The sequence below is a fragment of the Rhizobium sp. BK619 genome (genome assembly GCF_014195245.1).
Taxonomy (GTDB): domain Bacteria; phylum Pseudomonadota; class Alphaproteobacteria; order Rhizobiales; family Rhizobiaceae; genus Rhizobium; species Rhizobium acidisoli.
Map to the genome: position 1 here is coordinate 290,209 of NZ_JACIBH010000001.1, position 26,264 is coordinate 316,472.

Here is a 26,264-nt window from a genome sequence, read left to right on the forward strand (position 1 = left end):
AGGGGAATCGAAGCATGACGCAAAAAGATTGAGAGAAATCTTACCGGCGGCCGACCGATCGGCAACATATCGCCATGTGTCACGTTGACGCCGGCCGCCTGGCGGAGGGCACGCAGAGCAGGGCGCAGCCGGTGAGGATGGCGACGACCATCCAGGCTTCGTTGATCGCCTGGACGCTGGCCGCGGTCTGGACCAGCGGATCGAGCAGCGCCGTCGTATCCGCATCGAATTCCCCATTGTGGCCCGATATGGCCTGAAGAGGTGCGCCGACGAACGTGGCGGCATCGATGTCGCCGGCCTGCAGACGCGCCCAGAGGCCTTGGCCCAGCGGCTCGGAGCGCGTGTAGATGATGGTGTCGATCAGCGCGATGCCGATGGCGCCGCCGAGATTGCGCATCAGGTTGAAAAGCCCGCTCGCATCGGGAATGCGATCGGCCGGAAGCGTGCCAAGCGCCAGCCGCGTCGGCGGCAGCAGGCAGAACATGATGGCGACGCCGCGCACGATCTGCGGCCAGAACATCGCATCGTAATCCGAACGCGGATCCTGAAACGCGCTCATGCCAACGCCGATCGCAAACAGCGCGAAACCGGCGGCCGACAGCAGCCGCGCATCCATGCGCTTCTCCAGCGCGACCGCGATCGGCGCCGTCACCAGCTGGGCGATGCCGGTCACCAGCATCGTTGTGCCGATCTCAAGCGCGTCGTGGCCTCTGACGAAAGCGAGAAACACCGGCATCAGATAGACCGAGCCGAACAGGCCGATGCCGAGCACGAAGCTTAAGGTCGAGCCGACGAGAAAATTGCGATCGGCGAAATTGCCGAGATCGACAATCGGCCGGTCCCGACGCAGCGTGCGAGCGATGAATACACCGCCCGAGACAAGACAGATCGCCAGCAGGCTCAGCACATAGGTCGAGGTCCAGCCGCTGGTCGGCGCCTCCTTCAGGCTGAGTTCCAGCGTCGTCAGCGCAGTTGCCATTAGAAGAAGCGACAGGCCGTCGAGATGCCTGAGTTCGGACGGGTCGGCCGGCTGCCGCGGCAGGAAGAATGCCGCCAGGATTGCCGAGGCTATCCCCGGAACGATGTTGATCAGGAACAGCCAATGCCAGGAATAGGTCTCGGTCAGCCACCCGCCGACGATCGGCCCGACCGTCGGCGCCAGCACCGCCAGCACGCCGGCAATCGTCGTCGCCAGCGCCTGCCGCTCGTTCGGGAACAGGATGAAGACAGCCGAAAACACCGAGGGGATCAGGGTTCCGCCGGAAAAACCCTGCAGCACCCGCCAGGCGACCAGCTCGCCGAAGCTGCTGCTGGCCGCGCAACCGGCGGAAGCCGTCACGAACAGGCCGATGGCGACAACGAACAGCCACCGCATGGTCAGAAGCCGCGTCAGCAGGCCGGTGAGCGGGATCGCGACCACCTCGGCGATCAGATAGGCCGTCTGTATCCAGCTCATTTGATCGGGATCGATGCCAAGCGCCGACTGGATGGTCGGCAGCGACGTCGCCACCACCTGAACGTCGAGGATCGCCATGAACATGCCGATGCACATGGCGAGGAAGCCGAGCCAGACGATGGCGGGCCTTGCATCGGGGTGGGCAGGCTCAACTCGTTCCATACGATGGTCCCGCGCGCGCGGCATTTCTGCCCCGGTTGAGAAGATCGACCATGTTTGCTGTGGAGACGATCGACATGTCAAGGCAAGAGGGGTCCCAAATGCGATCGAGCCCGACCGGGAAGGCCAGGCTCGATCGATTGATCGGCGGATGTGAACCGGGCGTTTTATTAGCCCGGCTCCCTTTGCGTCGGCGATTGCGATTAGCCGCGGAAGAGCGACAGGATGTTCTGGGACGAGGAATTGGCGATCGACAGCGACTGGATCGCCAGCTGCTGTTGTGTCTGCAAGGCGGACAGTTTGCTCGATTCCTCCTCCATGTCGGCATCGACCAGCCGGCCGACACCTGAGTCGATCGAATCCGACAGCGCACCGACAAAATCTTCCTGCAGATCGATGCGCGTCGAGATCGAACCCAGTTGCGCACCGGCCGAGGTCATTGCCGAAAGCGCGGATTCGACGGTCGACAGCGCCGACTGGATCTGACCGGTGGTAAAGTTGGTAATGTCGAGCGAGTAGACGGAATCGCCGTTTGCATCCGCCGTTCCAAGGATACCCGTCGAGGTTTCGATCGAGCCGCCGTTCATGCCGAACAGCACGTTGCCGGCGGAGCTGGTATCCAGAACGTAGTCCGTCATCTTGACGGAAACGGCGCCGGAACCGTCGCGAACGAAGGACGATACGACGTTCTTCGTGCCGTCGGCGCCGGCGACCCAGTTCTCGCCCGAGAACGACGCCGACTGGGCAATGCTCATCAGCTGCTCCTGCAGCTGGCCGATTTCTTCCTGGACCTTTGATTTGTCGACACCGTCTTCGGTCGCCGCCACCAGCTTGGCTTTGATCTCGTCGACGACGTCGATCGCGCTGTCCATTGCCGTGTAGGCGGTATCGACCTTCGCCGCGCCGAGGCCGAGCGCGTCGGAGACTGCCGAGAGCGCCTTGTTGTCGGAGCGCATCGTGGTCGCGATCGACCAGTAGGCGGCATTGTCGGATGCAGTATCGACACGGTAGCCGGTGGAGACGCTGTTCTGTGTCGTTTCGAGATTGGAATTGATGCTGCGCAGCGTCTGAAGGGCAGACATCGCGGAATTGTTGGTATTGATGCTCGTCATCGAAGTTCGCCTGTTTCGGAGGTTGAATATGTTGAAACCCGGGGAAACATCCCGGCCGTGGCGAGCAGCCTCATGCTTATCGACCTGGAGGTTCCGATCAATTCGCCATCGTTGGATTAATTATCGTACTTAAAAGTACCTTAATGGTTAACGCGGCGAGCCCCGCCCTTATTTTTTTGTTCACCATGAAATCGCACCTGCCGACGGCTGCCGAAAACGGCTGCAGATGCCGCCCGGAAAAATTTGGATTGGCAATTGACGCATCGGCGGGAAACTGACTATCAATATTAAATCAATTTGATTGACTTCAAAAATAAACAACGAGGGAACGTTGGAATGAGATCGACCAAACGCATGTTTCACAACATTTCCGTGTACGCCGGCTTAGCAGCGGCAACGGCGCTGACGGCGCTCGTCGCTTTCGGGGCGGGCAGTGCGGCTGCTGAATCGGTGCTGACGATGCACATCGAGGAGCAGACCAGCTGGGTTCAGAACTTCAATCCGTTCGATCTCGCCGGCCGCCGGCAGAGCACAATGGATTTCATCTACGAGCCGCTGGTCATCTTCAATGCCGAGGATGGCGGCAAGCCGGTCTTCCGCCTGGCGACGGCTTACAAATTCTCCGAGGATATGAAATCGGTCACCTACACGCTGCGACCCGGAGTGAAATGGTCCGACGGCCAGCCGCTGACCTCGGCCGACGTGAAATATACGATCGACCTCATGCTGAAGAATGCAGCCCTCGACACCGTCGGCGTCGGTCAAACGGTTGCCTCCGTCGAGACGCCGTCAGCGACCGAGGTGAAGATCGATCTCAAGGCCGTCAACTCCGATTTCCCGGAAACGCTGGCGGACCTCGCCGTCGTTCCCGAGCATATCTGGAAGGACGTTTCCGATCCGGTCGCCTTCAAGAACGAGAAGCCGGTCGGTTCCGGCCCGATGACCGAGCTGCGCCGCTTCACGCCGCAGGTCTACGAGCAGTGCCGCAACCCGAACTACTGGGATGCCACCTCGCTGCATGTCGATTGCCTGAGACTGCCGCAGATCTCCGGCAACGACCAGATGCTCGCCATCCTGCCTGAGGGCAATATGGACTGGATCGGGTCCTTCATTCCCCAGATCGACAAGACCTTCGTCGGGCTCGATGCCGACCATAATGGCTATTGGCAGCCGCCGGCCGAAACCGTCGCCTTCCAGATGAACTTCAAGAGCGGCAATGAAGGCAACCTCGAGGCCTATAAGGACCTGAACTTCCGCCATGCCTTCAGCCTCGCCATGGATCGCAAGTCCATGGTCGATATTGCCGGCTTCGGCTATCCCGTCGTCAACGAGCATGCGACCGGCCTGCCGCCGCGCTTCGAAAGCTGGCGCAACAAGGATGCCGAGGGCGGCAAGGACGCTTTCATGGGCTTCGACACCGAGAAGGCCAGCAAGATTCTCGACGATGCCGGCTACAAGAAGGGCGCCGACGGCTTCCGCACCACGCCGAGCGGCAAGCCGATCGCCCTCCCGATCATCGTTCCGAACGGCTGGACGGACTGGATCGATGCGGTCCAGATCGCGGTCGAAGGCCTGCGCGCCGCCGGCATCAATGCGTCGGTCGCCACGCCCGAATATGAACAATGGCGCAAAGAGCTCATCGACGGCAGCTTCGAGGTCGTCATGAACTCCCGCGCCGATGGCGCAACGCCGTTCCGCGGCTATTACCAGAGCCTTTCCACAGCCTATGGCGGGCGCATCACCGGCGCGCCCTCGCGTTATTCGAACCCGAAACTGGACGCGCTTTTCGATCAATATCTGCAGGCGACGTCGGACGAGGATCACAAGAAGATCTTCAACGACATTCAGCTACTGATCGCCGACGACTTCCCCGTCGTTCCCGTCTTCAACGGGCCGACCTGGTATCAGTTCTCCAGCAAGCGCTTCACCGGCTGGGTCACCGACAAGGATCCGGTGATGAACCCCGAGGATCACGACAACAACCGCATGCGCCTGATGCATCTCTTACGTCTCAAGCCGGTCAGCTAAACCCAGCGGGGGAGCAAAATGCGCATTTCGAGCCGGCGCCTCGGCGTCTATGCGGTCGCGCTGGCCTTTGCCATCGTGGTGAACTTCATCCTTCCCCGGCTAATGCCGGGGAGCCCGGTCGATGCCATGGTTGCCCAACTCGGTCCGCGGGCAACGCCGGCCGCCGTCGAAGCGATCAAGGCGCGCTTCGGCGCGGTCGACCAGCCGATGCTTTGGCAGTTCGCCGATTATCTAAAGGGGCTCGTGACCCTCGATCTCGGCGTCTCGGTCAAATATTACCCCCAGACCGTCGTCCAGGTGCTCGGCCGCTCGACGCTCTGGACCATCTTCCTTGTCACCACCGCGATTATCTTTTCCCTCTGTGTCGGCGTCGTGCTGGGTGCGGTCTCGGCCTGGCGCCGCGGCGGGCGTTTCGACACGATCGTCTCGCCGCTGTCGGTGATCATGATTTCGGTGCCGCCCGTCATCGTGGCGCTGACGACGCTTTTCGTCTTCGCGGTCTCGCTGCGCTGGTTTCCGGTGGGTTATGCCTATGATCCCAATCTTGATCCCGCCTTCAATTTCACCTTTATCGGCAGCGTCTTCGCCCATGCGATCCTGCCGGTGCTGACGCTTTCGCCGTTTCTGATCGGCGAATTCCAGACGACGATGCGCTCGTCGATGATCTCGGTGCTCGGCGAGGACTATGTGACCATGGGGCGCGCCAAGGGGCTCAGCCACCTCACCGTGATGTTCGGCTACGGCGCCCGCAATGCCATGCTTCCGGTGCTGACCAATCTGGCGCTGATGCTCGGCGCCGTCTTCGGCGGCTCGATCGTCACCGAAATCGTCTTCAACTATCCCGGCCTGGGGCTGACGCTCTATACCGCGAGCATCGCCCGCGATTACCCCGTCATCCAGGGGCAGCTGCTCTTGATGACGCTCGCCACCCTTGGCGCCAACTTCCTCGTCGACATCATCTACGGCTTTGTCGATCCGAGATTGCGGGAGGCCGCGTGATGAGCTTTACGCTGTGGCCCATCTTCAAGCAGAAGAAAGCGCTCGCCGGCTTGATCATCATTGCCGTCCTGTGGCTGATGGCGCTGTTTGCGCCGCTCGTCGCCCCCGGAGAGCCCGGAGCGCGTGTCGGACGCTCGCATCAGCCGCCGTCGATCGAACATGTTCTCGGCACCACGAAGATGGGACGGGACGTCTATCGCCAGTTCGTCTGGGGCGCCCGCAGCTCTCTCTCGGTCGGCTTTGCCACGGGAATTGCCATCACCGTTCTCGGCACCGCCATCGGGCTGATCGCCGGTTATGTCGGCGGCAGGACGGATGCGTGGCTCGACCTGGCGACGAATGCCGTGCTCGTCATCCCGAACATGCCGCTCTTGATCCTGCTCGCCTCGTTCGCCGGCACGGTGGGGCCGATGACGATCATGACGATCATCGCGCTGACCTCCTGGCCGTGGGGCGCCCGCATGACCCGGTCGCAGACGATGGCGCTGCGCAATCGCGATTTCGTCACGGCGTCGAAGATGATCGGCGAGCCGGCCTGGCGCATCATCTTCGTCGAGATCCTGCCGAACCTGACGACGCTGATCGGCATCAACCTCGTCGGCAGCATCATCTACGCCATCGTCGCCCAGACGACGCTCGAATATCTCGGCTTCGGCGATCCGTTGAAAGTCTCCTGGGGCACGATGCTCTATAACGCCCAGAATTCCTCGGCGATCATGGTCGGCGCATGGTGGGACATCGGGGTGCCGGCACTCGGCATCGCCCTGACCGGTCTCGGCCTTGCGCTTTTGAATTTCACCTTCGACGAGATCGCCAACCCGCAGCTCCGCTCCGGCCCGGCGCTGACGCGCTGGTTCCGCCTCAACCGCGCCCGCAACAGGCAACTGGAGCTTGGTCGATGAGCGACAATCTTCTGGAAATCGAAAAGCTCAATGTCGACTACCTCGTCGACAAGGGAGAATTCCGCGCCGTGAAGGACGTTTCCTTCACGATCGGCCGCGGCGAGATCTTCGGGCTCGCCGGTGAATCCGGCTGCGGCAAGAGCACGATCGCCTATGCGATCACCCGTCTTTCCAAGGCGCCGGCCTGGATCAGCGGCGGCAGCATCCGCCTCACCGGGCAGGATCTGCTCAGGCTGCCGGAACGTGAGCTGCAGGCAATCCGCTGGAAGCGCATCGGCATGGTCTTCCAGAGCGCGATGAATTCGCTCAATCCACTGATGCGGGTCGAGGCGCAGTTCCACGACGTTCTGCGCCGGCACACCGGCTGCTCGCATGCGGAGTCCCGGGCGCGGGCCGAGGAGATGTTCCGCCTCGTCGGCATTCCCACGCATCGCATCGGCGATTACCCGCACCAGTTCTCCGGCGGCATGCGCCAGCGCATCGTCATCGCGATCTGCCTGGCGCTGAGGCCGGAACTGATCATCATGGACGAGCCGACAACGGCGCTCGATGTCGTCGTGCAGCGGGAGATCCTCGAACAGGTCGTCGACCTGCAGCGGAGCTACGGCTTCTCCGTGCTGTTCATCACCCATGATCTGCACCTGATGGCGCAGCTCTGCCGGCGCATCGGTGTCATGCTGAAGGGCGAACTCGTAGAAGTGGGCGACGTCAGCCAGGTCGCCCATGCGCCGAAACACGAATATACGCGGAAGCTCTGGAATGCCATTCCGCAGCTTCCCGACAATCGGCATCTATCGGGAGTCGTGGCATGAAAGCGGAGACAAATCCCGTTGTCGCTGAAGCGGTGATCCGGCTCGAGGGGATAGAGCGCAATTTCGGCGCGGTCCGTGCGCTGAAAGGCGTGTCCTTCTCGCTGTTTCCCGGCCGGGCCTTGGCGCTCGTCGGCGAATCCGGCTGCGGCAAGACGACCTGCGCCCGCATCATCGCGCGCCTGGACAGGCCGACCGGCGGCAGACTGTTTTTCCGCGGGCAGGAGCTGACTGCCCGCGGCGACGCTGGGGCTGAGCATCGCTATCGCCGGGAAGTGCAGATGGTCTTCCAGGATCCGTTCTCGTCGCTCAACCCGGCCTTCACCGTCGGCCATCATCTGGCGCGGCCGCTGCAGTTGCATCGGCAGAGCGGCGCAAAGGCCGATCTCGCCGAGGCGATTACCCGGCTGCTCGCCAGCGTCGGGCTGGAACCCGATGTGACCCGGCAGAAATTCCCGCATGAACTTTCGGGCGGGCAGCGGCAGCGCGTCAACATCGCCCGGGCGCTTGCCGTCGCGCCGAGCGTGCTGGTCGCCGACGAGCCGACCTCGATGCTCGATGTTTCCATCCGCAAGGATATTCTCGATCTACTCGCCAGGGTGAAACGGGAAAACCACCTCGCCATGCTCTATATCACCCACGATATCGCAACGGCGGCGCATGTGGCCGAGGAGATCGTCGTGATGTTTGCCGGCCAGATGGTCGAATGGGGCGACACCGAAAGGGTTCTTTCCGACCCGCGCCATCCCTATACCAGGCTGCTGCTGTCCGCCGTTCCGGACGGCAGCAGGCCGTTCGTGACCGGCGGCAGCGCGCGTTTCCTCGAACAGGCGGAAAAGGTGCGTTCGCTGAGCCGCCCTGAATCGGCTGTGATCGAGCAGGTCGGCCCCAACCATTTCATCCGCGCGCTCGGCGTTTCCAACGCCGGAATGCCCAAGAGCTGATTTTCAAAAGCCCGCTTCTCAAGAGGCCAATGTTCAAAAGGAAAGAGTGACGATGTCCACACCGCGACCGAAAACCCTGCGGCTTGAAACCCTTTGGAACCCGCCGGCCGACGGAAAGGAGTTCTCCTATGTTCTGCGCCTTAAGAACCTCGGCAGCGAGCCGATTTCCGGCTTCTCGCTTTGCATCAGCGGTCCGGGCCGGGTCGATCCGGCCGGACGGGTCGAAGGCGCCACGGTCTCAAAGCGGCTCTCCAATTTCACCGAATTCCAGCCGCCGGCCGATTTCGTTCTCGCAGCCGGCGAGACCTGGACGATCTCGGTCTACGCGCTGAGCTGGCAGTTCCGCCATTGGACGGATGGTGCGACGAGCGCCTATCTCGCGCTTTCCGATGGCGGCACCATCGTGCTCGGCATCGAGCCGACGCGCTCTTCGGTCAGCAATGCGGCCCTGAAGCGGGGCGCCGAGATCTATCCGGTTCCCGCCAATGCGCCCGTTCAGGTGTCGATCATTCCCTGGCCGAACCATGTGGCGATCGCCGCGCGCCGTCCATTGCCGGCCGGTTTTGCGCCGCTGGCGCAGAGCGGCGAAGGGGAGGCGGCGGCGCAGAGCTTCGCGGCGCTGGTCGACCATCTCTTCGCCGTCGAAGGCATCGTGCGCACCGAGGCGGAAGGGGCGGTGCCCGTCACCCTGAAGGATGCCGCCGGCTTCGGCCCCGAAGCCTATCGGCTGAGCTTTGACGAGGAGAGGCTGACGGTGGAGGCGAGCAGCCGGACCGGCTTTCTCTACGGCCTCGTCACCCTCGGCCAGATCTGGCGCGGCGCAAGGCTGCATCCCGGTGTCTTCCAGTTTCCGGCATCCGGCGAGATCGTCGATGAGCCGGCGATGGGCTGGCGCGGACTGCATCTCGATGTCGCCCGCCAGTTCTACGGTGCAGCCGAGGTCAAGAAACTGATCGCAGTGCTTGCCTGGAACAAGCTCAACCGCTTCCACTGGCACCTTTCCGACGACGAGGCCTGGCGCGTCGAGATCGACGCCTATCCGGCGCTGACCGAGGTCGGCGCCTGGCGCGGCCACGGCCTTGCCGTTCCGCCGCTCCTTGGGTCCAGCCCGGCCCGCACGGGCGGTTACTATCCCAAGGCGGTCATCCGCGAGATCGTCGCTGAGGCAAAGAGCTTCGGCGTCGAGATCGTGCCGGAGATCGACATGCCCGGCCATTGCTACGCCATGCAGCAGGCAATACCCGAACTGCGCGATCCGGCCGAGGTCGGCAGCTATTATTCGGTTCAGGGCTTTCCCGACAACTGCATCAATCCGGCGCTTGAGAAGACCTACGAGATCGTCGAGACTATCCTGACCGAACTCATCGAGCTCTTCCCGTTCAAGACAATCCATCTCGGCGCCGACGAAGTGCCGCTCGGGGCGTGGTCCGGCTCGCCGGCAGCGCTCGACCGGCTGCGTACCGTCGCCGGCGATGCCATTGCCGATGCCCATGCCAAGCGGCTGAACGTTGTGACCAATACCCATGGCGCCGACGATATCCACGGCTCGGGTGCCGCCGTCCTGCAGGCCGAATTCCTGGAGCGGGTCCAGCGCTTCCTGGCGAGCAAGGGCTGCATCACCGGCGGCTGGGAAGAAGCGGCCCACGGCGATGTCATCGACAAGGCGAAGAGCTATCTCTGCAGCTGGCGCAATGTCGAGGTCTCGGCCGAACTTGCCGGACGCGGCTACGAGATGGTCGTCTGCCCCGGCCAGGTCTATTACCTCGACATGGCGCTGCGGCCGGACTGGGACGAGCCCGGCGCCAGCTGGGCGGGAACGTCGGATGCGGAAAAACTCTATAATTTCGATCCGCTCAGTGGCTGGACAGCGGCGCAGAAAGGCAAGCTCCTCGGCATCCAGGCCTGCATCTGGTCCGAACCGATGACCGATCGCGCCGTTTTCGACCGCCTCGTTTTTCCCCGTCTTTCCGGACTTGCCGAAACCGGCTGGACGAAACCGTCGTCGAAGTCATGGGAACGCTTCAAGGCGCTGGCCGGGCTGATGCCGCTGCTCTATGGGCTACAGGAGTCGTAAAGCCGGGCTAGGCACCGTCATCCGCTTTGAGGATCGCCCAAGATCGTCGTGCGCGCGTTGAGAAAGGTGCGCGCACGGCGGTTGCTTTCTTGAGCTGCAAGACGGGATAGATTCGGTCTTTCCTAGAGCCCGACGACACCGGGCAATTCCGAGATATCGGCGATCTCGGTATAGCCGTAATAGGGATTGGCCGGCTCATGACCGCGATTGACCCAAACCTTGTTCTTGATCCCGAGGTCGTGGGCGCTCATCAGATCGTAGCGGAACGAGGAGGAGCAATGGAGGATGTCTTCCGGGCCGCAGCCGAGCATGTCCAGCATATATTCGAAGGCGCGGAAATGCGGCTTGTAGGCGCCAGCCTCTTCGGCGGTATAAACTGCGTGGAAGGGGGCGCCGAGCTTTCCGACATTCGACATGATCTGCGCGTTCATGGCGTTCGAAAGGATGACAAGCGGAATTTCCTTGGCGACTTTGGCAAGGCCAGCCGGAACGTCCGCATGCGGTCCCCAGGTCGGTACGCGTTCGTATACGAGCCTTGCGTCTTCGTCCCTGAAGTCGATGCCGTTGCGTTTGCAGGTTCTTGAGAGCGCGTTATGGACCACGTCGGCATAAGGCTTCCAATCCCCGATGACTTCATCCAGACGGTATGCGGAGAAGTCCTTGATGAACTCGAGCATCTTCTGCTCGTTCATGCGGTCGCCATAAAGGTCGCGCGCGGCCTCCGCCATCTGAAAGTTGATCAGCGTGCCGTGGCAGTCGAACGTGATGTATTTCGGGCGGAAAATAGCCATGCGCTTCGTCCTTGATTTGGCTTCGGGAAAGCCGTCTGCTTCGAGAGAAAGCATAGGTCAGCGTCAGTCGCTGAGAAGGCTGAATTCCCCGACGTCTTGAGCAGGAAATTCTGAATTTGCAGGTCCGAACGTCGTTTTGATTGCGATGGACAGTGAATCTCCGGCCTTGGCTGTCGGTGACCGTCGGCCGTTGGGGCACCCGATCGGGTTAGCGCGGTAAGTATTGTAGAATATGCGAATGCACGCATAATTCCCGCGGCTGGCGCTGCCAGGCAAGACCGATCGAGGGTTGTTGGGGGATACCATGGAAACGATCGCCGAGGACGCCGACGCTGGCGTCGTGTCACCCGAACTCGTGGTCGATGCGCTGTTTGCCTGCCGCAAGACGGCAGCGATCAAGGCCGCTATCGAGCTCGATCTCTTTACCCATATCGGCGAGGGCAAAACGGCAGCCTTGCTGGCATCGGCAACCAGCGCCTCGGAGCGTGGGGTGCGCATCCTCTGCGACTACCTGGTGGTCCATGGTTTCCTGACAAAGGAGAGCGGAGAGTACCGGATGACGCCGTCGACCCGGATGTTCCTCGATCGCAATTCGCCGGCCTACATGGGCTCTGCTGTCGAGTTCGTCGCTGCACCCGAAATACTGGATAATTTCCTGCGCGATCCGGCCGCCGTCGTGCGAAACGGCGGTTCGCCCGGGCTCGCGAACATGTCGCCGGACAATCCCGTCTGGTTGAAATTTGCGCGCGGCATGGGCTCCTTTACCGGCCTCAGCGCCAAACTACTGGCTGGCGAAATCTCCGGCTTGGGAAAGCCCTTCAAAAAGGTTTTGGACATTGCCGCAGGTCCCGGCCTGTTCGGGATCGAAATTGCAAAAGCCCTTCCATCGGCAGAGATCGTCGCCGTCGATTGGGCCGCGGTCTTGGAGCTGTCGCGGCAGAATGCGGAAAGAGCGGGCGTCGCTGACCGGTATCGGACGATCGCCGGCAGTGCCTTCGATGTCGACTGGGGCACGGATTACGATCTCGTCCTGCTACCGAATTTCCTGCACCATTTCGATCTGCCGACATGCGCAGGGCTGCTGCGAAAGATCATCGCGAGCCTTGCAGAGGGTGGCCGGATCGTCGCGGTAGATTTCGTGCCGAACGAAGATCGCGTGTCGCCGCCTTTTCCGGCGGCCTTCTCCTGGGAGATGCTCGCCGGCACGCCGGCGGGCCAGGCCTATACGCAAAATGAGCTGACCGAGATGGCAAGACTGGCCGGCCTTGCCGGCGTCACAGTCAAACCGATGCCGCCAACGCCGGCAAGCCTCATTCTGTTTGAATAGGCTGCAATCGTCGCTTAGCCGACCGGCTTTTGCAGAACGTCGAAGCGCGGATTGGTTTCGGAAAAGATCGGTAGCGCCGCGGCGCCGAGGATCGCCGTATCCTTGCCGGTCATGCCGATCATCACCCGGGGCACGCTCCGCGTGCGGTTGGGATCAATCGGGACGTGCAGCGGCTCCAGCCGTTCTGCAAGCCGGCGCATCAGCGATGTCGATATGCTGCCGCCGAACACGATGGTCTGCGGATCGAAGGCAAGTTCGAGGAAATCGAGCGTCTGCCGCAGCGGCTGGACGGCCTGGTCGAGCCAGGCGTCCAGGCCTTCGCCACCCCCAGCGATCCGCGCGTCGAGATCGTCTGAAGACAGTTCCTCGGCATTGGTTATGCCCATGAATTCGTAAGCGACGGTCGGCGAGATGTAACGGTCCAGGCAGCCGCGCTTGCCGCAGCTGCAGAGCTTGCCGTGCGGCTCGACGATGATATGGCCGATCTCGCCGGCATTGTTGCGGCTGCCCTTGTAGAGGTGACCGTCGAGGAACATGCCGGCGCCGATGCCGCCGCCGCCGGCCAGAAACAGATAGACGAAGCTGCTCAAACCGCGGGCGACGCCGTGGAGCCGCTCGCCGATCGCGGCTGCGGTCGCGTCGTTTTCGACGAGCACCGGCACCTTGACCCGCTGCTCCAGCTCATGCCCGACGGGAAAATCCTGCCAGCCGGGCAGGTTTTGCGGGCTGAGAGAGGTGATGCCGCCATCGGCATAGCGGCCGGGCAGGGCCATGCCGACGCCGAGCAGCCGGTTTCGGTCGAAGACGAAGGCCTGCTGAATGTCCTCGACAATCGATTGCAGAACCGGCATCGCCCGTTGCGGATCGGGATGTTTGACGTGGCGCTCGATGCGCGCGCAGACGGCGCCGGAAAGATCCGTCAGGACCCCGCTGGCACGCTGGCGGCCGAGTTCCAGACCGATCGAATAGGCGCCGGCGGGATTGATCGAATAGGGGATGATCGGCTGTCCCCGCGCCAGCTTCTGCGCCTCGGCCGGAACGAGCAGATGCGACCGCTCCAGTTCCTCGACGATATTCGACACGGTCTGGGCGGTCAGCGCCGTCATCCGGGCGATCGCCGCGCGCGACAAGGGACCGTTGGTCCGCACGGCCTCGATCACCACACGCCGGTTGTGAGACTTGGCCTGCTCGAGATTCGTACCGGAGATTGCCTTCATGTCGCCTTCAAAGGAAATGGTGCACCACCCTTGTCATAAGACGGATAGGGATGAAAGCCACATTTTTCGGCGGATTTTACTGAACCTCGACATCACCAGGCGCAACGGCATTGCGCCTCTGTAGCAGGCCGAGGATTGTGATGCCCGACAATCCGGTGACGGCGCCCAGCATGGCGGTTCCGGAATAACCTGTCGCCCAGGTGCCGGCGGCAAAAACCAGTGCCCCGATGCCCGCACTCGCAAAGATATTGACGGAGATCAGCGCACTGCCGAGCCCCGGCCGGTCGGCGATGAGATCCTGCAGATAGGTGATCGGAAAGCTGATGATTGCCGCAGCACCTATGCCGGCGAGCAAGGTCAGTGCATAGAGGTGCCATGGCTCGGAGGCAAAGCCGAGAAGGCTGAGGAATAAGGCATAGATGATCGTGCCGGCGGCAAGCGCCGTCATCTGCCCGGTCTTCCGCGCAATCCGCGACCAGACGATGATGAAGACGATCTCCAGCAGGGCGACGATGCCGACAAGAATGCCGACATCGCTGAGCGCGCCATGGGCAGCACCGGTGGCGATCAACGGCAGAAGGGCATCGTTCAGATGCAGCGTGCTGGTGATCAGCGCGACGCCGGCGATATGCGCCGAAATCCGCGGCGACACGACCTGCCTGAGCGCTCCGAGATAGGAGAGATGATGAACCGCGGCAATCTCCCTTCCCGCCCGCTTCGGCAGGAAAAAGACGATGATGCCCTGACAGAACAGGCAGGAGATGGCCGCAAAGAGATAGGCCGGCAACATGCTCGATGCGCCCGAAAGCACGAGGCCCGTGATGCCCGGGATCAGCACCCAGGAGAGCGAGATCATCGCGCGCACGCCTGAATTGGCCGTCACCATATCATTGCGGTTCATGCCGTGCATCGCCGCGCGCGCATTGGCAAACAGCAGCGAATTCAAAGCCCCGTAGATGGGTAGCGGCAGCAGCCCGCTGATAATGAAAACCGTCGCGCTCGGAAAGGCATAGACCATACCGTAGCCGACGATGCCGAAGATGCAGGCGCCGATCATCGCCGAACGATACTCGCCGAGCCGATCGGCGAGGTTGCCGAGCAGAACGCTGATGACGACGTTTACCGCCGCCGAGGCGAAGGCCAAAAAGGAATAGAGGCCGTCGCTCAAACCCAATTCGCGGATGCCGACGATGGAACGATAGGGGGCGGTCATCGCCCCTGCCATGCCGAAAGTGAAAATGGCGATCATACTGGCGCGGATCGCCGGATTGCGAAAGACGTCGGGGAAGAGGCGGCTCATAGGGTCATCAATCGTCAGGAAAATCGGCAGGCGCGGCCGCGGCGGCAGTCTCGAAATTCATGTCATGTTTCGGCTCGGAGATTGGAGCCCTGAATATCAGTAATGCTCCGATTGCGAGAAGGTTCTCGCCAGTTCGGCCTGGCCGGCCGTCAGGCCGCAATCGACCGGCAGGCAGACGCCTGAGATGGCGGCGGCGAGCGGACCGGCAAGGAAGGCGACCGCATTGGCGACATCCTGGGGATCGACGACCCGCTGCAGCGGATACCAGCGGCGCGCTTCCTCGAAAACATTCGGATTGGCGGCGGCGCGTTTCTCCCAGGCCTGCGTCTTCACCGTGCCGGGTGCAACCGCGTTGGAGCGGATGCCGAACTTGCCGTATTCGACGGCGACCAGCCGGGTGAAATGCAGCAGGCCGGCCTTGGCGGCGCTATAGGCCGGGTGCCCGAAGACATTCATGCCATTGACCGAGGCGATATTGACGACGGAGCCCTTCGAAGCCTTGAGCATCGGCTCGAACGCACGGAAACACAGGAATGCCGCTTCGAGATTGAGCGCATTATCCGCCCGCCAGATCTCGGGCGTCGTCTCGTGCAGGCTGGTGGCGCGCGCCGCACCGGCATTGTTGACCAGCGTTCGCACCACGCCGGCGCCCGCGACGCGTCTGACCAGTTCGGCAATGCTCGCCTCGCTGGTTACGTCACATCCGGCGGCCACGAAGCGATCGTCCGGCCCGAGTTTTGCGGCGACGGCAGAAGCAGCGGCGGCATCGATGTCGGCGAGAAACACGACGTCATGGTCATCGGCGAGCCGTGCGGCGATCGCCGCACCGATATCGCCCGCAGCGCCGGTGACGATCGCTATCGACTTCGTCATTTTCTGTCGCTCCCGTTCATGAGGCTCAATCTCCAAGCAATTGCCGGTCGTCGCCGTCGCGGTGGATGACGAGCTGCTGCTTGATGCGCCGCAGCGTTGTCGTCGCCTTTGGCTGCACGGCGTAGGCGACCAGGCTCGACAGAATATCGACCGTCGCGATGTAGGCGATGCGCGTCGAGGTCGGGCGATAGATGTTGTTGCCTTCGGGAAGGTCGATCGGCACGACGATTTCAGCGGCTTTGGCAACGGGGCTTTCCGTCTGGGTGAGCGCGATCGTCTTCACCTTGGCGCCGCGGGCAAGCTCGAAGGCCCGCACCAGCTCCATATTGCGCCCGGAGAAGGACGAGCCAATCAGCACGTCGCCCGGCTTCGCCGCGGCCGCCATCATCAGCTGCATGCTGTGATCGGAGCTTGCCGTGATGCGGAGCCCGAGACGGAACAGGCGGTTCTGCAGCTCGTCGGCAATCATCGACGAATTGCCGCCCGAGCCGAAGGCGTAGATCATATCGGCCTTGGCGATAAACGAAACGGCGGTTTCGATCGCGGCAAGATCAAGCGACCGGTGCAGGAGAAAGAGCGCGTTCTGCGCCTTGGTGATGATATCCTGGGCGACATCGGCCGGGTCGGTGCTTTTCGATTCCGGTTTCAGATAACGCACGCCGATATGGGCGGTCCGGGCGAGCTGCACCTTGAAGTCGGAAAAGCTCTCGCAGCCGAGCCGCCGGCAAAAGCGGGTGACGGTCGGCGGCGATACCTCGGCCCGTTCGGCAAGTTCGATGATCGAAGCATTCACGGCGAACTCGAAGTCGTTGACGATGATCTCCGCGATGCGGCTTTCGGAGGGAGAGAGCCGGCCCTTGTCTTCCTGCAATGTCGAAAAGATATCCAAAGCCGCTCCCGCCCTTATTCCTCACCCATCCTTCTTCTTATAGGCCACGCAGTCGATCTCAACCTTGCAATCGACCATCATCGACGATTGCACACAGGCGCGCGCCGGTGGATGCTCGCCGAAATACTCCTGATAGATCTTATTGAAGGTCCAGAAGTCGCGCGGATCGTCGAGCCAGACGCCGACGCGCACGACATCCTCGACGCCGTATCCGGCCTCATCGAGAATTGCCAGGACATTGGCGATCGTCTTGTGGGTCTGGGCGATAATGTTGCCGTCGATGATCTCGCCATCTTCCATTGCAACCTGTCCGGAAACATAGAGCCATCCGTCGGCCTCGACCGCACGCGCGAAAGGCAGCGCCTTGCCGCCGGCCCCCGTTTGAACAGTGCCATAGCGCTTGATGGGCATGCTGATGTCCTTGCAAATTATTTTCTTGGTAAGTTGACAAGTGACCATAGAAAGCAGAATTTGACCAGTGAAAAACACCATTTATGAAAAGAATTTCAATCCGGGGCTGATATGCGCGATCCTTTCCAGAATCCTTTCCCCTCCGACAGCGCCCGGCAGGCGATCTGGGAAATGCTCGTTCTGCGCGATATCGATGCTTTTCTCGCCGCCGACTGGTCGAAGGTGGAGCATGATTTTGTCGAAGAGGGCTTCATCGGCATCGATGCGCAGAAGCAGGTGAGCCCCGACAGGTGGCGCCTGGCCTTTCCGACGCTGTCGGCCTATCGCCAGGAATGGCTGAAACAGGCGAAGGATTTCGCCGAGCAGAGCTTTGCGGAAGATGCGCGCACGGCGATTTTCACCACGACGACGCTCGAAGATATCGAAATCGAAGGCGAGATGGCGCTCGTCCGCAAGAAGTTCGACGGCGGCATTACCAAGGCGGACGGCACCCGCGACATCCTGCAATGGCAGACGCTCTATTATTGCAGGCTTCACCAAGGACGCTGGAAGATCTCAGGTTTCACCGGCTACCTGCCGAACCCGATGGGGTAAAGCGGAGCCGACAACACGAAGGCCACTTTTTTGCGCATTTTCACGGCAGCATTGGCGACCGAGACCAATACTTTTTCCCCGATCTGCGTGGATCGCCGCGCATTCGAAGCCTCTCTTTATGCGCCCCCCGGCCAGCATCCGGAAACGCCGACCCTCTGCACCGCGCCGATCACCGTCGGACGGCGCGTCACCAAGGAGAAAGGTTGGCAGCTGATCGAGGGAACGGCGACCTGGGCCGACCCCGCGGGCCTCGTCAACCGGGCGACCTACGAAGAATTGCGCGACGAAATCCTCGGCCAGCTCCGCGCGGCCATGCCGGTCGATGCCGTCGTCATGGGCCTGCATGGCGCCATGGTAGCCGCCGGATACGAGGATACCGAAGGCGATCTTCTCTCCCGCATGCGCGAGATCGTCGGCCCCGACGTGCTCATCTGCGCCGAACTCGACCCGCACAGCCATCTGACGGCCAAACGTGTCGCGGCGCTTAATTTCGCCGTCTACTTCAAGGAATTTCCACATACCGATTTCGTCGACCGCGCCGAGGATCTCTGGCGCATCGCCGTCGACGCGCTCGAAGGCCGGGTCAAGCCTGTCATGTCAGTGTTCGACTGCCGGATGATCGACGTCTTCCCAACATCGCGCGAGCCGATGCGCTCCTTCGTCGACAAGATCATGCGGATCGAGAAGGATGATCCCGATATCCTGTCGATCTCGGTAATCCATGGCTTCATGGTCGGGGACGTTCCCGAAATGGGAACGAAGCTGCTGGTCATCACCGATAACAAGCCAGAGAAGGGCGCGGCTTTGGCGCGCGAACTCGGCCTCGAATTGTTTTCCAAGCGCGGCACCTTCATGGTCCCGCAGATCGACGAGAGGCAAGCCGTCGCGCGCGCGATTGCTGCAACTGCATGGCCCGTCGTAATCGCCGATGTCTGGGACAATCCGGGCGGCGGCACGGCAGGGGATGCGACGGTCATTCTCGCCGAGCTCCTGGCCCGCGGCGTCAGAAGTGCTGTCATCGGCACCATCTGGGATCCGGTGGCCGTGCAGATTTGTTTTGCCGCAGGCGAGGGGGCGGAAATCCCGCTGCGCTTCGGTGCCAAATCGGCGCCCGGCACCGGCAATCCGATCGACGGCACCGTTAAGGTCGTCAAGCTCGTCAGGAATGCCGAGATGCAGTTCGGAGAGAGCCTGGCGCCGTTCGGCGATGCCGCCCATATCGTCCTCGATGGTATCGACATTATCCTCAATTCGACGCGCGCCCAGAGCTTCGATCCCAGCCTGTTTTCGGTGATGGGCATCGATCCCGAGAAGCAGAAGATCCTGGTGATCAAATCCACCAATCACTTCTTTGCCTCCTTCTCCCGGATTGCCGCCGAGATCCTTTACTGCTCCGCCGGAACGCCCTATCCCAATAATCCGGCGACGACGCCGTACCGGCGGGCGCCGAAGACAATCTGGCCGATCGTGGCCGATCCCCATGGAAGAGAACGCGGAGCCGCCTAGATGCATGATGCCAGCTTTGCCGTCGTCGCCAGGGCGGGAGACCGGATCGCCGATCTCTCGACGCCGCGCCCCGTGATCGACGAAGACCGGCTGGCCGCCAATATCGCCCGCGTTCAATCCTATATGGACGAGCACGGCCTGAACTTCCGCCCGCATATCAAGACGCACAAGATCCCGGCTCTCGCCGTGGCGCAGATTGCCGCCGGCGCCAAGGGCATCAACTGCCAGAAGGTGACGGAGGCCGAGGTCTTTGCCGCAGCCGGCTTCGGCGACATCCTGATCACCTTCAACATAATCGGACAGCAGAAACTCGAGCGCCTGGCAAAACTGAACGAGAAAATCCCGGCGCTCAAGGTCGTCGCCGATAGCGAAACGACGATTGATGGGCTGGCCGCCCATTTCTCCGGCCACAAGCCGCTAACCGTGCTTGTGGAATGCGACACCGGCGGCGGCCGCTGCGGCGTGCAGACGCCTGAAGAAGCCGCCTCGCTCGCCAGGCGCGTTGCCGCCGCCGACGGCCTCACCTTCGGTGGCATCGTCACCTATCCGAAGCCCCAATCGGCGGCCGCCGTCGAAGCCTTCATCACCGAGACGCTGGACCGCCTGAAATCCGACGGCATCGCCTGCCCGATCGTCAGCAACGGCGGAACGCCGAGCCTGTTCGAGGCGCATCTCGTCCCGTCCGCCACCGAGCACCGCGCCGGCACCTATATCTACAACGACCGCCAGATGGTGCGCATGGGCCATTGCAGCGAGGACGACTGCGCCATGCACGTGCTCGCCACCGTCGTCTCCCGCCCGACCGCCGACCGCGCCGTCATCGACGCCGGCTCGAAAGCGCTGACCTCGGACCTGCAGGGCTTCAGCGATTACGGCCTGATCGTCGGTTATCCCCAGGCCCGGATCACCAGCCTCTCGGAAGAACACGGCGTGATCGATCTCTCAGGCTGCACCGGCCCCCGGCCGCAGATCGGCGAAAAGCTTTTCATCATCCCGAACCACACCTGCGTGGTTTCCAACCTGTTCGATACGATGGTCTTTCATCTGGGAGGCGTGGTGACACGCGTCGAAGATGTCGCGGCCCGCGGTCTCGTCTGGTAGGGGTCGGGATCGGTCGAGAGTGAAATGGTTCTGATGGGCGAAGCGACATCGTCCGCGATCTCGATATCAGCAAGAATGCAGTCGGACGTGCCGCCGACACGGAGCCAGTCGCTTCAAGCCGCCGTCGGGTTGATCACATTCATATCGATTTCGGTGAGCTCCACCCGCCGCTCAAACGCGATGCCCGCTTCGTCGAAGAGATGGCAGTCGGCGGCATTGATGCCGGTTGATACGGGCGCATCGGCGCGGATGCCGACGCTGCCGGGCAGCATGGCACAGAAATTCTCGCCCTCGCCGTTGAGCGAGGCGTAGGCGACGGTATTGGCGCCGAGGCGTTCAATGACGGTCGGCGTTACGGTAAAGACGATGTCGCCGCCGTTGAGCTGAATATGCTCCGGGCGGATGCCGAGGGTCAGTGTCTTGCCAGCCATGCCGTCACGCGGCGTCACCGGCAGAACCGCGGTCTGGCCGAGATAGTCCACCTCGACGCCGCCAGCGCTGACGCCCTTGCAGGTCACGGGGAGAAAATTCATTTTCGGATTGCCGATGAAGCCAGCGACGAACTGGTTGGCGGGCTTGTGATAGAGTTCCAGCGGCGCGCCGGTCTGGGAGATATCTCCGGCGTCGAGCACGACGATACGGTCGGCCATCGTCATCGCCTCGACCTGGTCGTGTGTCACATAGATCATCGTCGCCTTCAACTGTCTGTGCAGCTTGGCAAGTTCGATGCGCATATCAGCGCGCAGCGCCGCGTCGAGGTTGGACAGCGGCTCGTCGAACAGGAAGATTTTCGGTTCGCGCACGATGGCGCGGCCGATCGCGACGCGCTGGCGCTGGCCGCCGGATAGCATGCCGGGTTTCTGCTGCAGCCGCTGTTCGAGATGCAGGATGCGCGCCGCATTTTCCACCCGGGCCTTGAGCCTTGCCTCCTCCATCTTCTCGACGCGCAGCGGGAAGGCGATGTTTTCGAAAACGGTCATGTGCGGATAGAGCGCGTAGGACTGGAACACCATGGCGATGCCGCGCTTGACGGGCGGCAGGTCGTTGACCCTGGTCCCGTCGATGACGATATCGCCAGCCGTCGTCGCGTCGAGACCGGCGATCATCCGCAGCAGGGTGGATTTGCCGCAGCCAGACGGCCCGACGAAGACGACGAACTCGCCGTTCTTCACGTCGAGCTGCACGCCCTTCAGAACTTCGTAGTCGCCATAGAATTTCTGAACTTTGTTAAGAACGAGCTGTCCCAAAAATCTGTCTCCGCCGGCGGTCTTCGTCGCACATTAGATATAGGGGAGGGGCCGCGGCTTTTGCCGCGACCCGAGGGAGCCTTAGGAGGGATTACTTGAAGGCTTCGATTTCGCCGGCAGCCTTCTTCAGTGCGGCTTCCGGCTCGGCCTTTCCAGTCACCACCGATTGGATCATTTCGATCATCGAGTTCTGGAAGCCCTTATAGTCGGTGAAGAGCGGCTCGGGACCACCATAGCTGATGCCGTCGATGAGCGGCTTCCAGTAGGGGTCCTTGGCGACGAATTCGTCGACCTTTGCAGAGGGGCGCAGCGGCGTGAGGCCGGCGCCGCCCTGCAGCTCGTATTCCGACTGGACATCCGGCGAGGTGATGAACTTGGCAAACTCCGTCGCCTTGTCCTCGACGCCGGAGCCCTTGAAGATCGCCAGGCTGTCGGTGATCAGCAGCGTGCCCGGGCCCTTGGCGTTCGGACCGAGCGGCAGCGTCGTGATGCCCCAGCTGATCTGCGTCTTCTTCAGACGGTCGGCGGCACCCGAACCTGCCTGGATCATCGCCACCTTGCCGTCGAGAAAGATGGCGCGTACTTCGTTCTGCTCATAGGCCGTCGGGCCTTCTTCGGAGTAGGGGACGATGTCCTTATAGGCTTTCAGCGCGGCGAGGATTTCGGGGCTGTCGAGCGTGACCTTGCCGTCTGCACCAATTACACTGCCGTTGTTGGTGTAAACCCAATGCATGAACTGGTGCATGGTGTTGTCGAAGGTCTTGGCGGAGAGACCGAAGCCCGGAATGCCGGTCTTTTCCTTGATGGTCTTTGCCATCTCGATTTCTTCGGCCCAGGTCTTCGGCGGCTTCTCGGGATCGAGGCCCGCCTGCTTGAAGAGATCCTTGTTCCAGTAAAGCGCCTTGGTGGAGAAGGCGATCGGAACGCCCCACTGGTTGCCCTCGAAGGTCACCGTGTCGACGATGTGGGGGTAATAGGTCTTCTTCTCGTCATCGGTCATCGGCACCGGAACGATGAGATCGTTCTGCGCGAACTCCTTCAGCGTGCGCGAGCCGACATAGGCCATGGCAACCGGCGTGCCGGCGGCGGCAAGCGTCGTTGCCTTGTCCTGGCACTGCGCCCAGCCGACGACCTCGGGGGTGATCTTCCAGCCTGCGTTCTTTTCTTCCCACTGCTTGATGTATTTGGTGTGGACCGGGTCGATCGTGTCGCCGCAATAGATCCAGCTGATTTCCTTGTCGGCTGCATGGGCAGTGACCGTGGTCAGTGCCGTCGAACCGAGCAAGGCGAGCGCCATTAGGCCTGTCTTGATTGTAATATTCACGTCGTGACTCCCGTTCTTGGTTAGCTGTTCACTCGTTTTTTGGTCTTATTGTTTCACCGCACCGGCGGTCAGCCCGCCGACAAGGTAGCGCTGAAGGAAGAAGATGACGACCATCGCCGGCGCGATGCCGACGAAGGATGCCGCCATCAGTTCGTTCCAGATGACCTCCTGCTTGCCGAAATAAGCAAAGAGGCCCACCGGCAGGGGCATGTATTCGGTCTTCGAGTTGAAGGTCAGCGCGAAGATGAATTGCTGGGCGTAAGCGCCGATGAAGGTGGTGATGGCGACGACGATGATCCCCGGCATCGCAATCGGCAGGATGACGCGGCGAAGCGTGTAGAAATGGCTGGCGCCATCCATATAGGCGGCTTCGTTGAGCTCCTGCGGAATGCGGATCATGTAGGTGCGCAGCAGCCAGATCGCCGAGGGGATCAGGAAGGCGACACCAGGCACGATCATCGCGAGATAGGTGTTGAGCACACCCATGCTGCGCATCAGCCGGAAGAGCGGGATCAGAAGCACGGCGCCGGAGAACATGTTCACCGTCAGGAAGGCGCCGAGCAGGATGCCCATGCCCTTGAATTCGAACTTCGCGAAGGCATAAGCCGCCGGAATGACGAGGCAGAGCACGATCAGCGTGACGATGATCGAGATGAAGAAGGAGTTGAAGATATAGCGCCCGAAGCCCGGAACGCTGACCCACATCGTCCGGTAAGCCTCGAAGGAGCCGTTCTCCGGCCAGAAGCGGTAGGGCGAGGAGAAGAGTTGGCTGAGGGGTTTCAGCGACACCATGAAGCCTTCGAAGAAAGGCGCCAGCACGAAGAACAGAAACAGCGCGATGCCGCAATAGATCAGGATGATTTCCCACCAGCGGTAACGGTCGATCATGGCAGCACTGCTCATGCGCGCTTCTCCGGGTTAAGGCGGCGGGTGACGCGGAAATAGGCGAAGCAGAAGAGCGACAGGAAGATGCAGATCAGTACGGCGCGCGCCGCCCCTTCACCATATTTCTTCGAGCCGATGGCGGTCTGATAGGTATCGATGATCATCGTCGTCGTCTCGCCGCTCGGTCCACCCTGCGTCAGAATCCAAATGATGTCGAACGAGTTGAAGGTGGCGATCAGCGACAGCATCGACATGGTAATGATGGCGGGCACCATCAGCGGCAGGGTGATACGGCGGAAGCGGTACCAGCGGCCGGCGCCGTCGGTCCAGGCGGCCTCATAGAGATCCTTCGGAATCGATTGGATCGCCGCCAGGAAGTAGATCGTCACCAGCGGCACGCCGATCCACACATCGGTGACGATCGTTGCCCAGAAGGCGGTGCTGCCATAGGCGAGGAAGGCGACCGGACCGTCGACCAGACCGAGGCGCTGCAAAACGCCCGATATCATCCCGAACTGGCCATTATACATCCAGCCCCACATGAAAATGCCGATGGCCATCGGCACGATCCATGGCGGCATGGTCAAGAGCCGGAACAGCGAGCGGCCCGGCACGGCGGCATTCAGCATCGTCGCACCGAATGTGCCGATCACCATTTTCAGCGCGACCGAGAAGAAGGTCCAGACGAAGGTGCGGAAGATGACCTCCGCAAAGGTGGCGTTGAAGATCTTCTGGTAATTGATCCAGCCGACCCAGTTGGTGGTCTTCTTCAGCGACGCATCGGTGAAGGAGAGAATGAAGGTATCGACAAGGGGATAGGCGACGATGGCGAGAACATAGAGGACGGCCGGAAGAAGAAGGATCCAGGCGAAGATGAAGGCGCTTCTTTGTACACTCATCTTGCCGCCTTCCTCAAGCCGCTCTTGCGTGGAGCGCCTCGTCGAAGCGGTCCCAGATGGGACGCAGGTCGACGACGGTTTTCTTCATCCTCGCCTCATCCATCGCCAAGGCGAGGATGCCAGCTTCGAGCGCGTTCAGCGTGGAAACCGGAAGTTCAAGCCCGGTGCGCACGCTTTCCAGCAGATCGCTCGCCATCTGTTCGTCGGCGCCGTAATGCTGAGAAAGTTCGGTGGCGGCATATTTATTTTCCACGACCTTCTTGCCGGTCAGCTGCTCATGCACATCGAGATAGCCGCGCACGAAATCGCCTTCGGCCATGCCGCGCGAACCCATGATGGCGAAACGGCGGAACTGATCGGGCACGTTCAGATTGGTGTGGAAGTTCATGCCGACGCCATTTTCATATTCAACGATCGCCACCTGATAATCGATGATGTCGGCATCGCTGTCGAAGACCTTGTCCGATCCCATCCAGCCGCTCGGCTTGCGGTGGAAAAGCTCGAGATCGTTGATCCCTTCGCGGGCCGGGTCGTTGGCCGGAATGAAGCTCTTGCGGCCACCGAAGCTTGCCACCCGTTCCGGCCGCGCGCCGACGACACCATTATAAAGGTCGAGGTCGTGGCAGCATTTCTCCAGCATGAAGCTGCCGGAATAGCGCTCATAACGGCGCCAGTCGCGCATGAAGAAGGCGCCGTGATAAGGCTCGATGTGCTCGGAAGCCTCGATCGAGACGATCTGGCCGAGTTTGCCCTCGGCCTGGATGGCGCGCAGATCCTTGTAGAGGGGAGAATACCGCAGCACCAGACCGACCATCAGCCGCTCGTGACCGAACTTCGCCATCAGATGGGCAAGCTCGATGCTTTCGGCGATTGTGGTCACGATCGGCTTTTCGCAGAAGACCTTGAGACCGGCTTGCAACCCGAGCCTGATATGATCGAGATGCAGGTGATTGGGAGAGCCGATCATCAGCAGATCGAGCTTTTCGGACGCCAGCAACTCCTCTGGCGAAGCATAGGCCTTGCCGACCGAGACTCCCTTTTCCGTCAATCCGGGAAGTCCGGCAGGTTCTGGATCGACATAGCCGACAATGTCGAAGCTGCTATCGATCGCTTTGAACACATATCCGAGATAGCCGAGCCGGAATCCCAGCCCGATGATTCCCACTTTCATGCCGATCAAGTTCCCAATTAAGTAATTTATTTTCTTTAAGTTGGGACAAAAATCGAGAGGCGTCAATAGAAAACGGGCCTCAAAGCGCGAGCATGAAATTAATTTTCATAGACCGGCGGATGGCGCCGATTGTTGGCTGCGACCCGCCGGATGCGGTTGCCGAAGGAAATAGCCCGCACCGCTTGAAGCAGCGGCGGCGAATTCAGCGTCCTTTGCAGCAGCCGGCGATCGTCCCGACAGCCACAC

Annotated in this window: 23 protein-coding genes; 10 read left to right on the plus strand and 13 right to left on the minus strand. The window is 61.6% G+C overall.

Features of this window, described 5'->3' with window-relative positions:
* Window positions 1-79: 79 nt before the first annotated feature.
* On the minus strand, window positions 80-1,618 hold the full coding sequence (locus FHX14_RS01370; RefSeq protein WP_184375610.1) for a DHA2 family efflux MFS transporter permease subunit: 1,539 nt from the start codon (window positions 1,616-1,618) through the stop codon (window positions 80-82).
* Between the two features lie 200 nt (window positions 1,619-1,818).
* Window positions 1,819-2,727, minus strand: a complete 909-nt coding sequence (locus tag FHX14_RS01375; protein ID WP_183697258.1) for a flagellin — start codon at window positions 2,725-2,727, stop codon at window positions 1,819-1,821.
* A 336-nt stretch (window positions 2,728-3,063) separates the two neighbouring features.
* On the opposite strand from FHX14_RS01375, the gene FHX14_RS01380 reads away from it, so the two are divergent.
* From FHX14_RS01380 to FHX14_RS01405, 6 genes are read left to right on the plus strand one after another with little or no spacing between them, the layout of a single operon-like run.
* Complete coding sequence (locus FHX14_RS01380) at window positions 3,064-4,755, plus strand: ABC transporter substrate-binding protein (RefSeq protein WP_184375613.1); 1,692 nt, start codon at window positions 3,064-3,066, stop codon at window positions 4,753-4,755.
* 18 nt (window positions 4,756-4,773) lie between these two features.
* Window positions 4,774-5,754 carry an ABC transporter permease gene (locus FHX14_RS01385; protein ID WP_183697252.1) on the plus strand — a complete coding sequence of 327 codons (981 nt, stop codon included), beginning with the start codon at window positions 4,774-4,776 and terminating at the stop codon, window positions 5,752-5,754.
* Window positions 5,754-6,656 (plus strand): ABC transporter permease, encoded by a 903-nt coding sequence (locus FHX14_RS01390; RefSeq protein WP_184375615.1) that lies wholly within the window; start codon window positions 5,754-5,756, stop codon window positions 6,654-6,656. Before FHX14_RS01385 ends, FHX14_RS01390 begins: the two co-directional genes overlap by 1 nt.
* A complete protein-coding gene (locus tag FHX14_RS01395) occupies window positions 6,653-7,468 on the plus strand; it encodes an ABC transporter ATP-binding protein (protein WP_184375617.1) in 816 nt (271 codons plus the stop codon). Before FHX14_RS01390 ends, FHX14_RS01395 begins: the two co-directional genes overlap by 4 nt.
* Entirely contained in the window at window positions 7,465-8,409 is a 945-nt protein-coding gene (locus FHX14_RS01400; protein ID WP_184375619.1) for an ABC transporter ATP-binding protein, read from the plus strand. The genes FHX14_RS01395 and FHX14_RS01400 overlap by 4 nt, the downstream gene beginning before the upstream one ends.
* A gap of 52 nt (window positions 8,410-8,461) precedes the next feature.
* Complete coding sequence (locus FHX14_RS01405; RefSeq protein ID WP_184375621.1) at window positions 8,462-10,483, plus strand: beta-N-acetylhexosaminidase; 2,022 nt, start codon at window positions 8,462-8,464, stop codon at window positions 10,481-10,483.
* A gap of 122 nt (window positions 10,484-10,605) precedes the next feature.
* Here FHX14_RS01405 and FHX14_RS01410 read toward each other — a convergent pair whose 3' ends face one another.
* Window positions 10,606-11,274, minus strand: a complete 669-nt coding sequence (locus FHX14_RS01410; protein ID WP_003594817.1) for a haloacid dehalogenase type II — start codon at window positions 11,272-11,274, stop codon at window positions 10,606-10,608.
* Between the two features lie 304 nt (window positions 11,275-11,578).
* Here FHX14_RS01410 and FHX14_RS01415 point away from each other — a divergent pair, with 304 nt between their 5' ends.
* Entirely contained in the window at window positions 11,579-12,601 is a 1,023-nt protein-coding gene (locus FHX14_RS01415; protein ID WP_184375623.1) for a class I SAM-dependent methyltransferase, read from the plus strand.
* Window positions 12,602-12,615: 14 nt separating this feature from the next.
* On the opposite strand, the gene FHX14_RS01420 is transcribed toward FHX14_RS01415, so the two are convergent.
* The 5 genes from FHX14_RS01420 to FHX14_RS01440 form a co-directional block, all read right to left on the minus strand.
* The gene (locus tag FHX14_RS01420) at window positions 12,616-13,818 is read right to left on the minus strand and encodes an ROK family transcriptional regulator (RefSeq protein ID WP_184375625.1); all 1,203 of its coding nucleotides are present in this window, start codon (window positions 13,816-13,818) and stop codon (window positions 12,616-12,618) included.
* Window positions 13,819-13,894: 76 nt separating this feature from the next.
* The gene (locus FHX14_RS01425; RefSeq protein ID WP_184375627.1) at window positions 13,895-15,118 is read right to left on the minus strand and encodes an MFS transporter; all 1,224 of its coding nucleotides are present in this window, start codon (window positions 15,116-15,118) and stop codon (window positions 13,895-13,897) included.
* A gap of 96 nt (window positions 15,119-15,214) precedes the next feature.
* Window positions 15,215-15,991 carry an SDR family oxidoreductase gene (locus FHX14_RS01430; RefSeq protein WP_184375629.1) on the minus strand — a complete coding sequence of 259 codons (777 nt, stop codon included), beginning with the start codon at window positions 15,989-15,991 and terminating at the stop codon, window positions 15,215-15,217.
* Between the two features lie 25 nt (window positions 15,992-16,016).
* Window positions 16,017-16,880 (minus strand): MurR/RpiR family transcriptional regulator, encoded by an 864-nt coding sequence (locus FHX14_RS01435; RefSeq protein WP_184375631.1) that lies wholly within the window; start codon window positions 16,878-16,880, stop codon window positions 16,017-16,019.
* Window positions 16,881-16,901: 21 nt separating this feature from the next.
* Window positions 16,902-17,291 carry a RidA family protein gene (locus FHX14_RS01440; RefSeq protein ID WP_012555064.1) on the minus strand — a complete coding sequence of 130 codons (390 nt, stop codon included), beginning with the start codon at window positions 17,289-17,291 and terminating at the stop codon, window positions 16,902-16,904.
* Between the two features lie 111 nt (window positions 17,292-17,402).
* On the opposite strand from FHX14_RS01440, the gene FHX14_RS01445 reads away from it, so the two are divergent.
* The 3 genes from FHX14_RS01445 to FHX14_RS01455 are packed head-to-tail and all read left to right on the plus strand — an operon-like array spanning window position 17,403 to window position 20,492.
* On the plus strand, window positions 17,403-17,885 hold the full coding sequence (locus FHX14_RS01445) for a hypothetical protein (protein ID WP_179612868.1): 483 nt from the start codon (window positions 17,403-17,405) through the stop codon (window positions 17,883-17,885).
* A 30-nt stretch (window positions 17,886-17,915) separates the two neighbouring features.
* On the plus strand, window positions 17,916-19,391 hold the full coding sequence (locus FHX14_RS01450; RefSeq protein WP_184375632.1) for a M81 family metallopeptidase: 1,476 nt from the start codon (window positions 17,916-17,918) through the stop codon (window positions 19,389-19,391).
* Window positions 19,392-20,492, plus strand: coding sequence for a D-TA family PLP-dependent enzyme (locus tag FHX14_RS01455; RefSeq protein ID WP_054184548.1), 1,101 nt, complete (start codon window positions 19,392-19,394; stop codon window positions 20,490-20,492).
* 113 nt (window positions 20,493-20,605) lie between these two features.
* On the opposite strand, the gene ugpC is transcribed toward FHX14_RS01455, so the two are convergent.
* The 5 genes from ugpC to FHX14_RS01480 all read right to left on the minus strand — a co-directional run bounded on the left by ugpC (window position 20,606) and on the right by FHX14_RS01480 (window position 26,018).
* On the minus strand, window positions 20,606-21,739 hold the full coding sequence (gene ugpC / locus FHX14_RS01460; RefSeq protein ID WP_184375634.1) for a sn-glycerol-3-phosphate ABC transporter ATP-binding protein UgpC: 1,134 nt from the start codon (window positions 21,737-21,739) through the stop codon (window positions 20,606-20,608).
* Between the two features lie 91 nt (window positions 21,740-21,830).
* Window positions 21,831-23,036, minus strand: coding sequence for an ABC transporter substrate-binding protein (locus tag FHX14_RS01465; protein WP_037074333.1), 1,206 nt, complete (start codon window positions 23,034-23,036; stop codon window positions 21,831-21,833).
* Window positions 23,037-23,108: 72 nt separating this feature from the next.
* Complete coding sequence (locus FHX14_RS01470; protein ID WP_003594798.1) at window positions 23,109-23,966, minus strand: carbohydrate ABC transporter permease; 858 nt, start codon at window positions 23,964-23,966, stop codon at window positions 23,109-23,111.
* Window positions 23,963-24,847, minus strand: a complete 885-nt coding sequence (locus tag FHX14_RS01475; RefSeq protein ID WP_054184546.1) for a sugar ABC transporter permease — start codon at window positions 24,845-24,847, stop codon at window positions 23,963-23,965. Before FHX14_RS01475 ends, FHX14_RS01470 begins: the two co-directional genes overlap by 4 nt.
* Before the next feature lie 13 nt (window positions 24,848-24,860).
* Entirely contained in the window at window positions 24,861-26,018 is a 1,158-nt protein-coding gene (locus FHX14_RS01480; protein WP_003594794.1) for a Gfo/Idh/MocA family oxidoreductase, read from the minus strand.
* Window positions 26,019-26,264 lie beyond the last annotated feature (246 nt).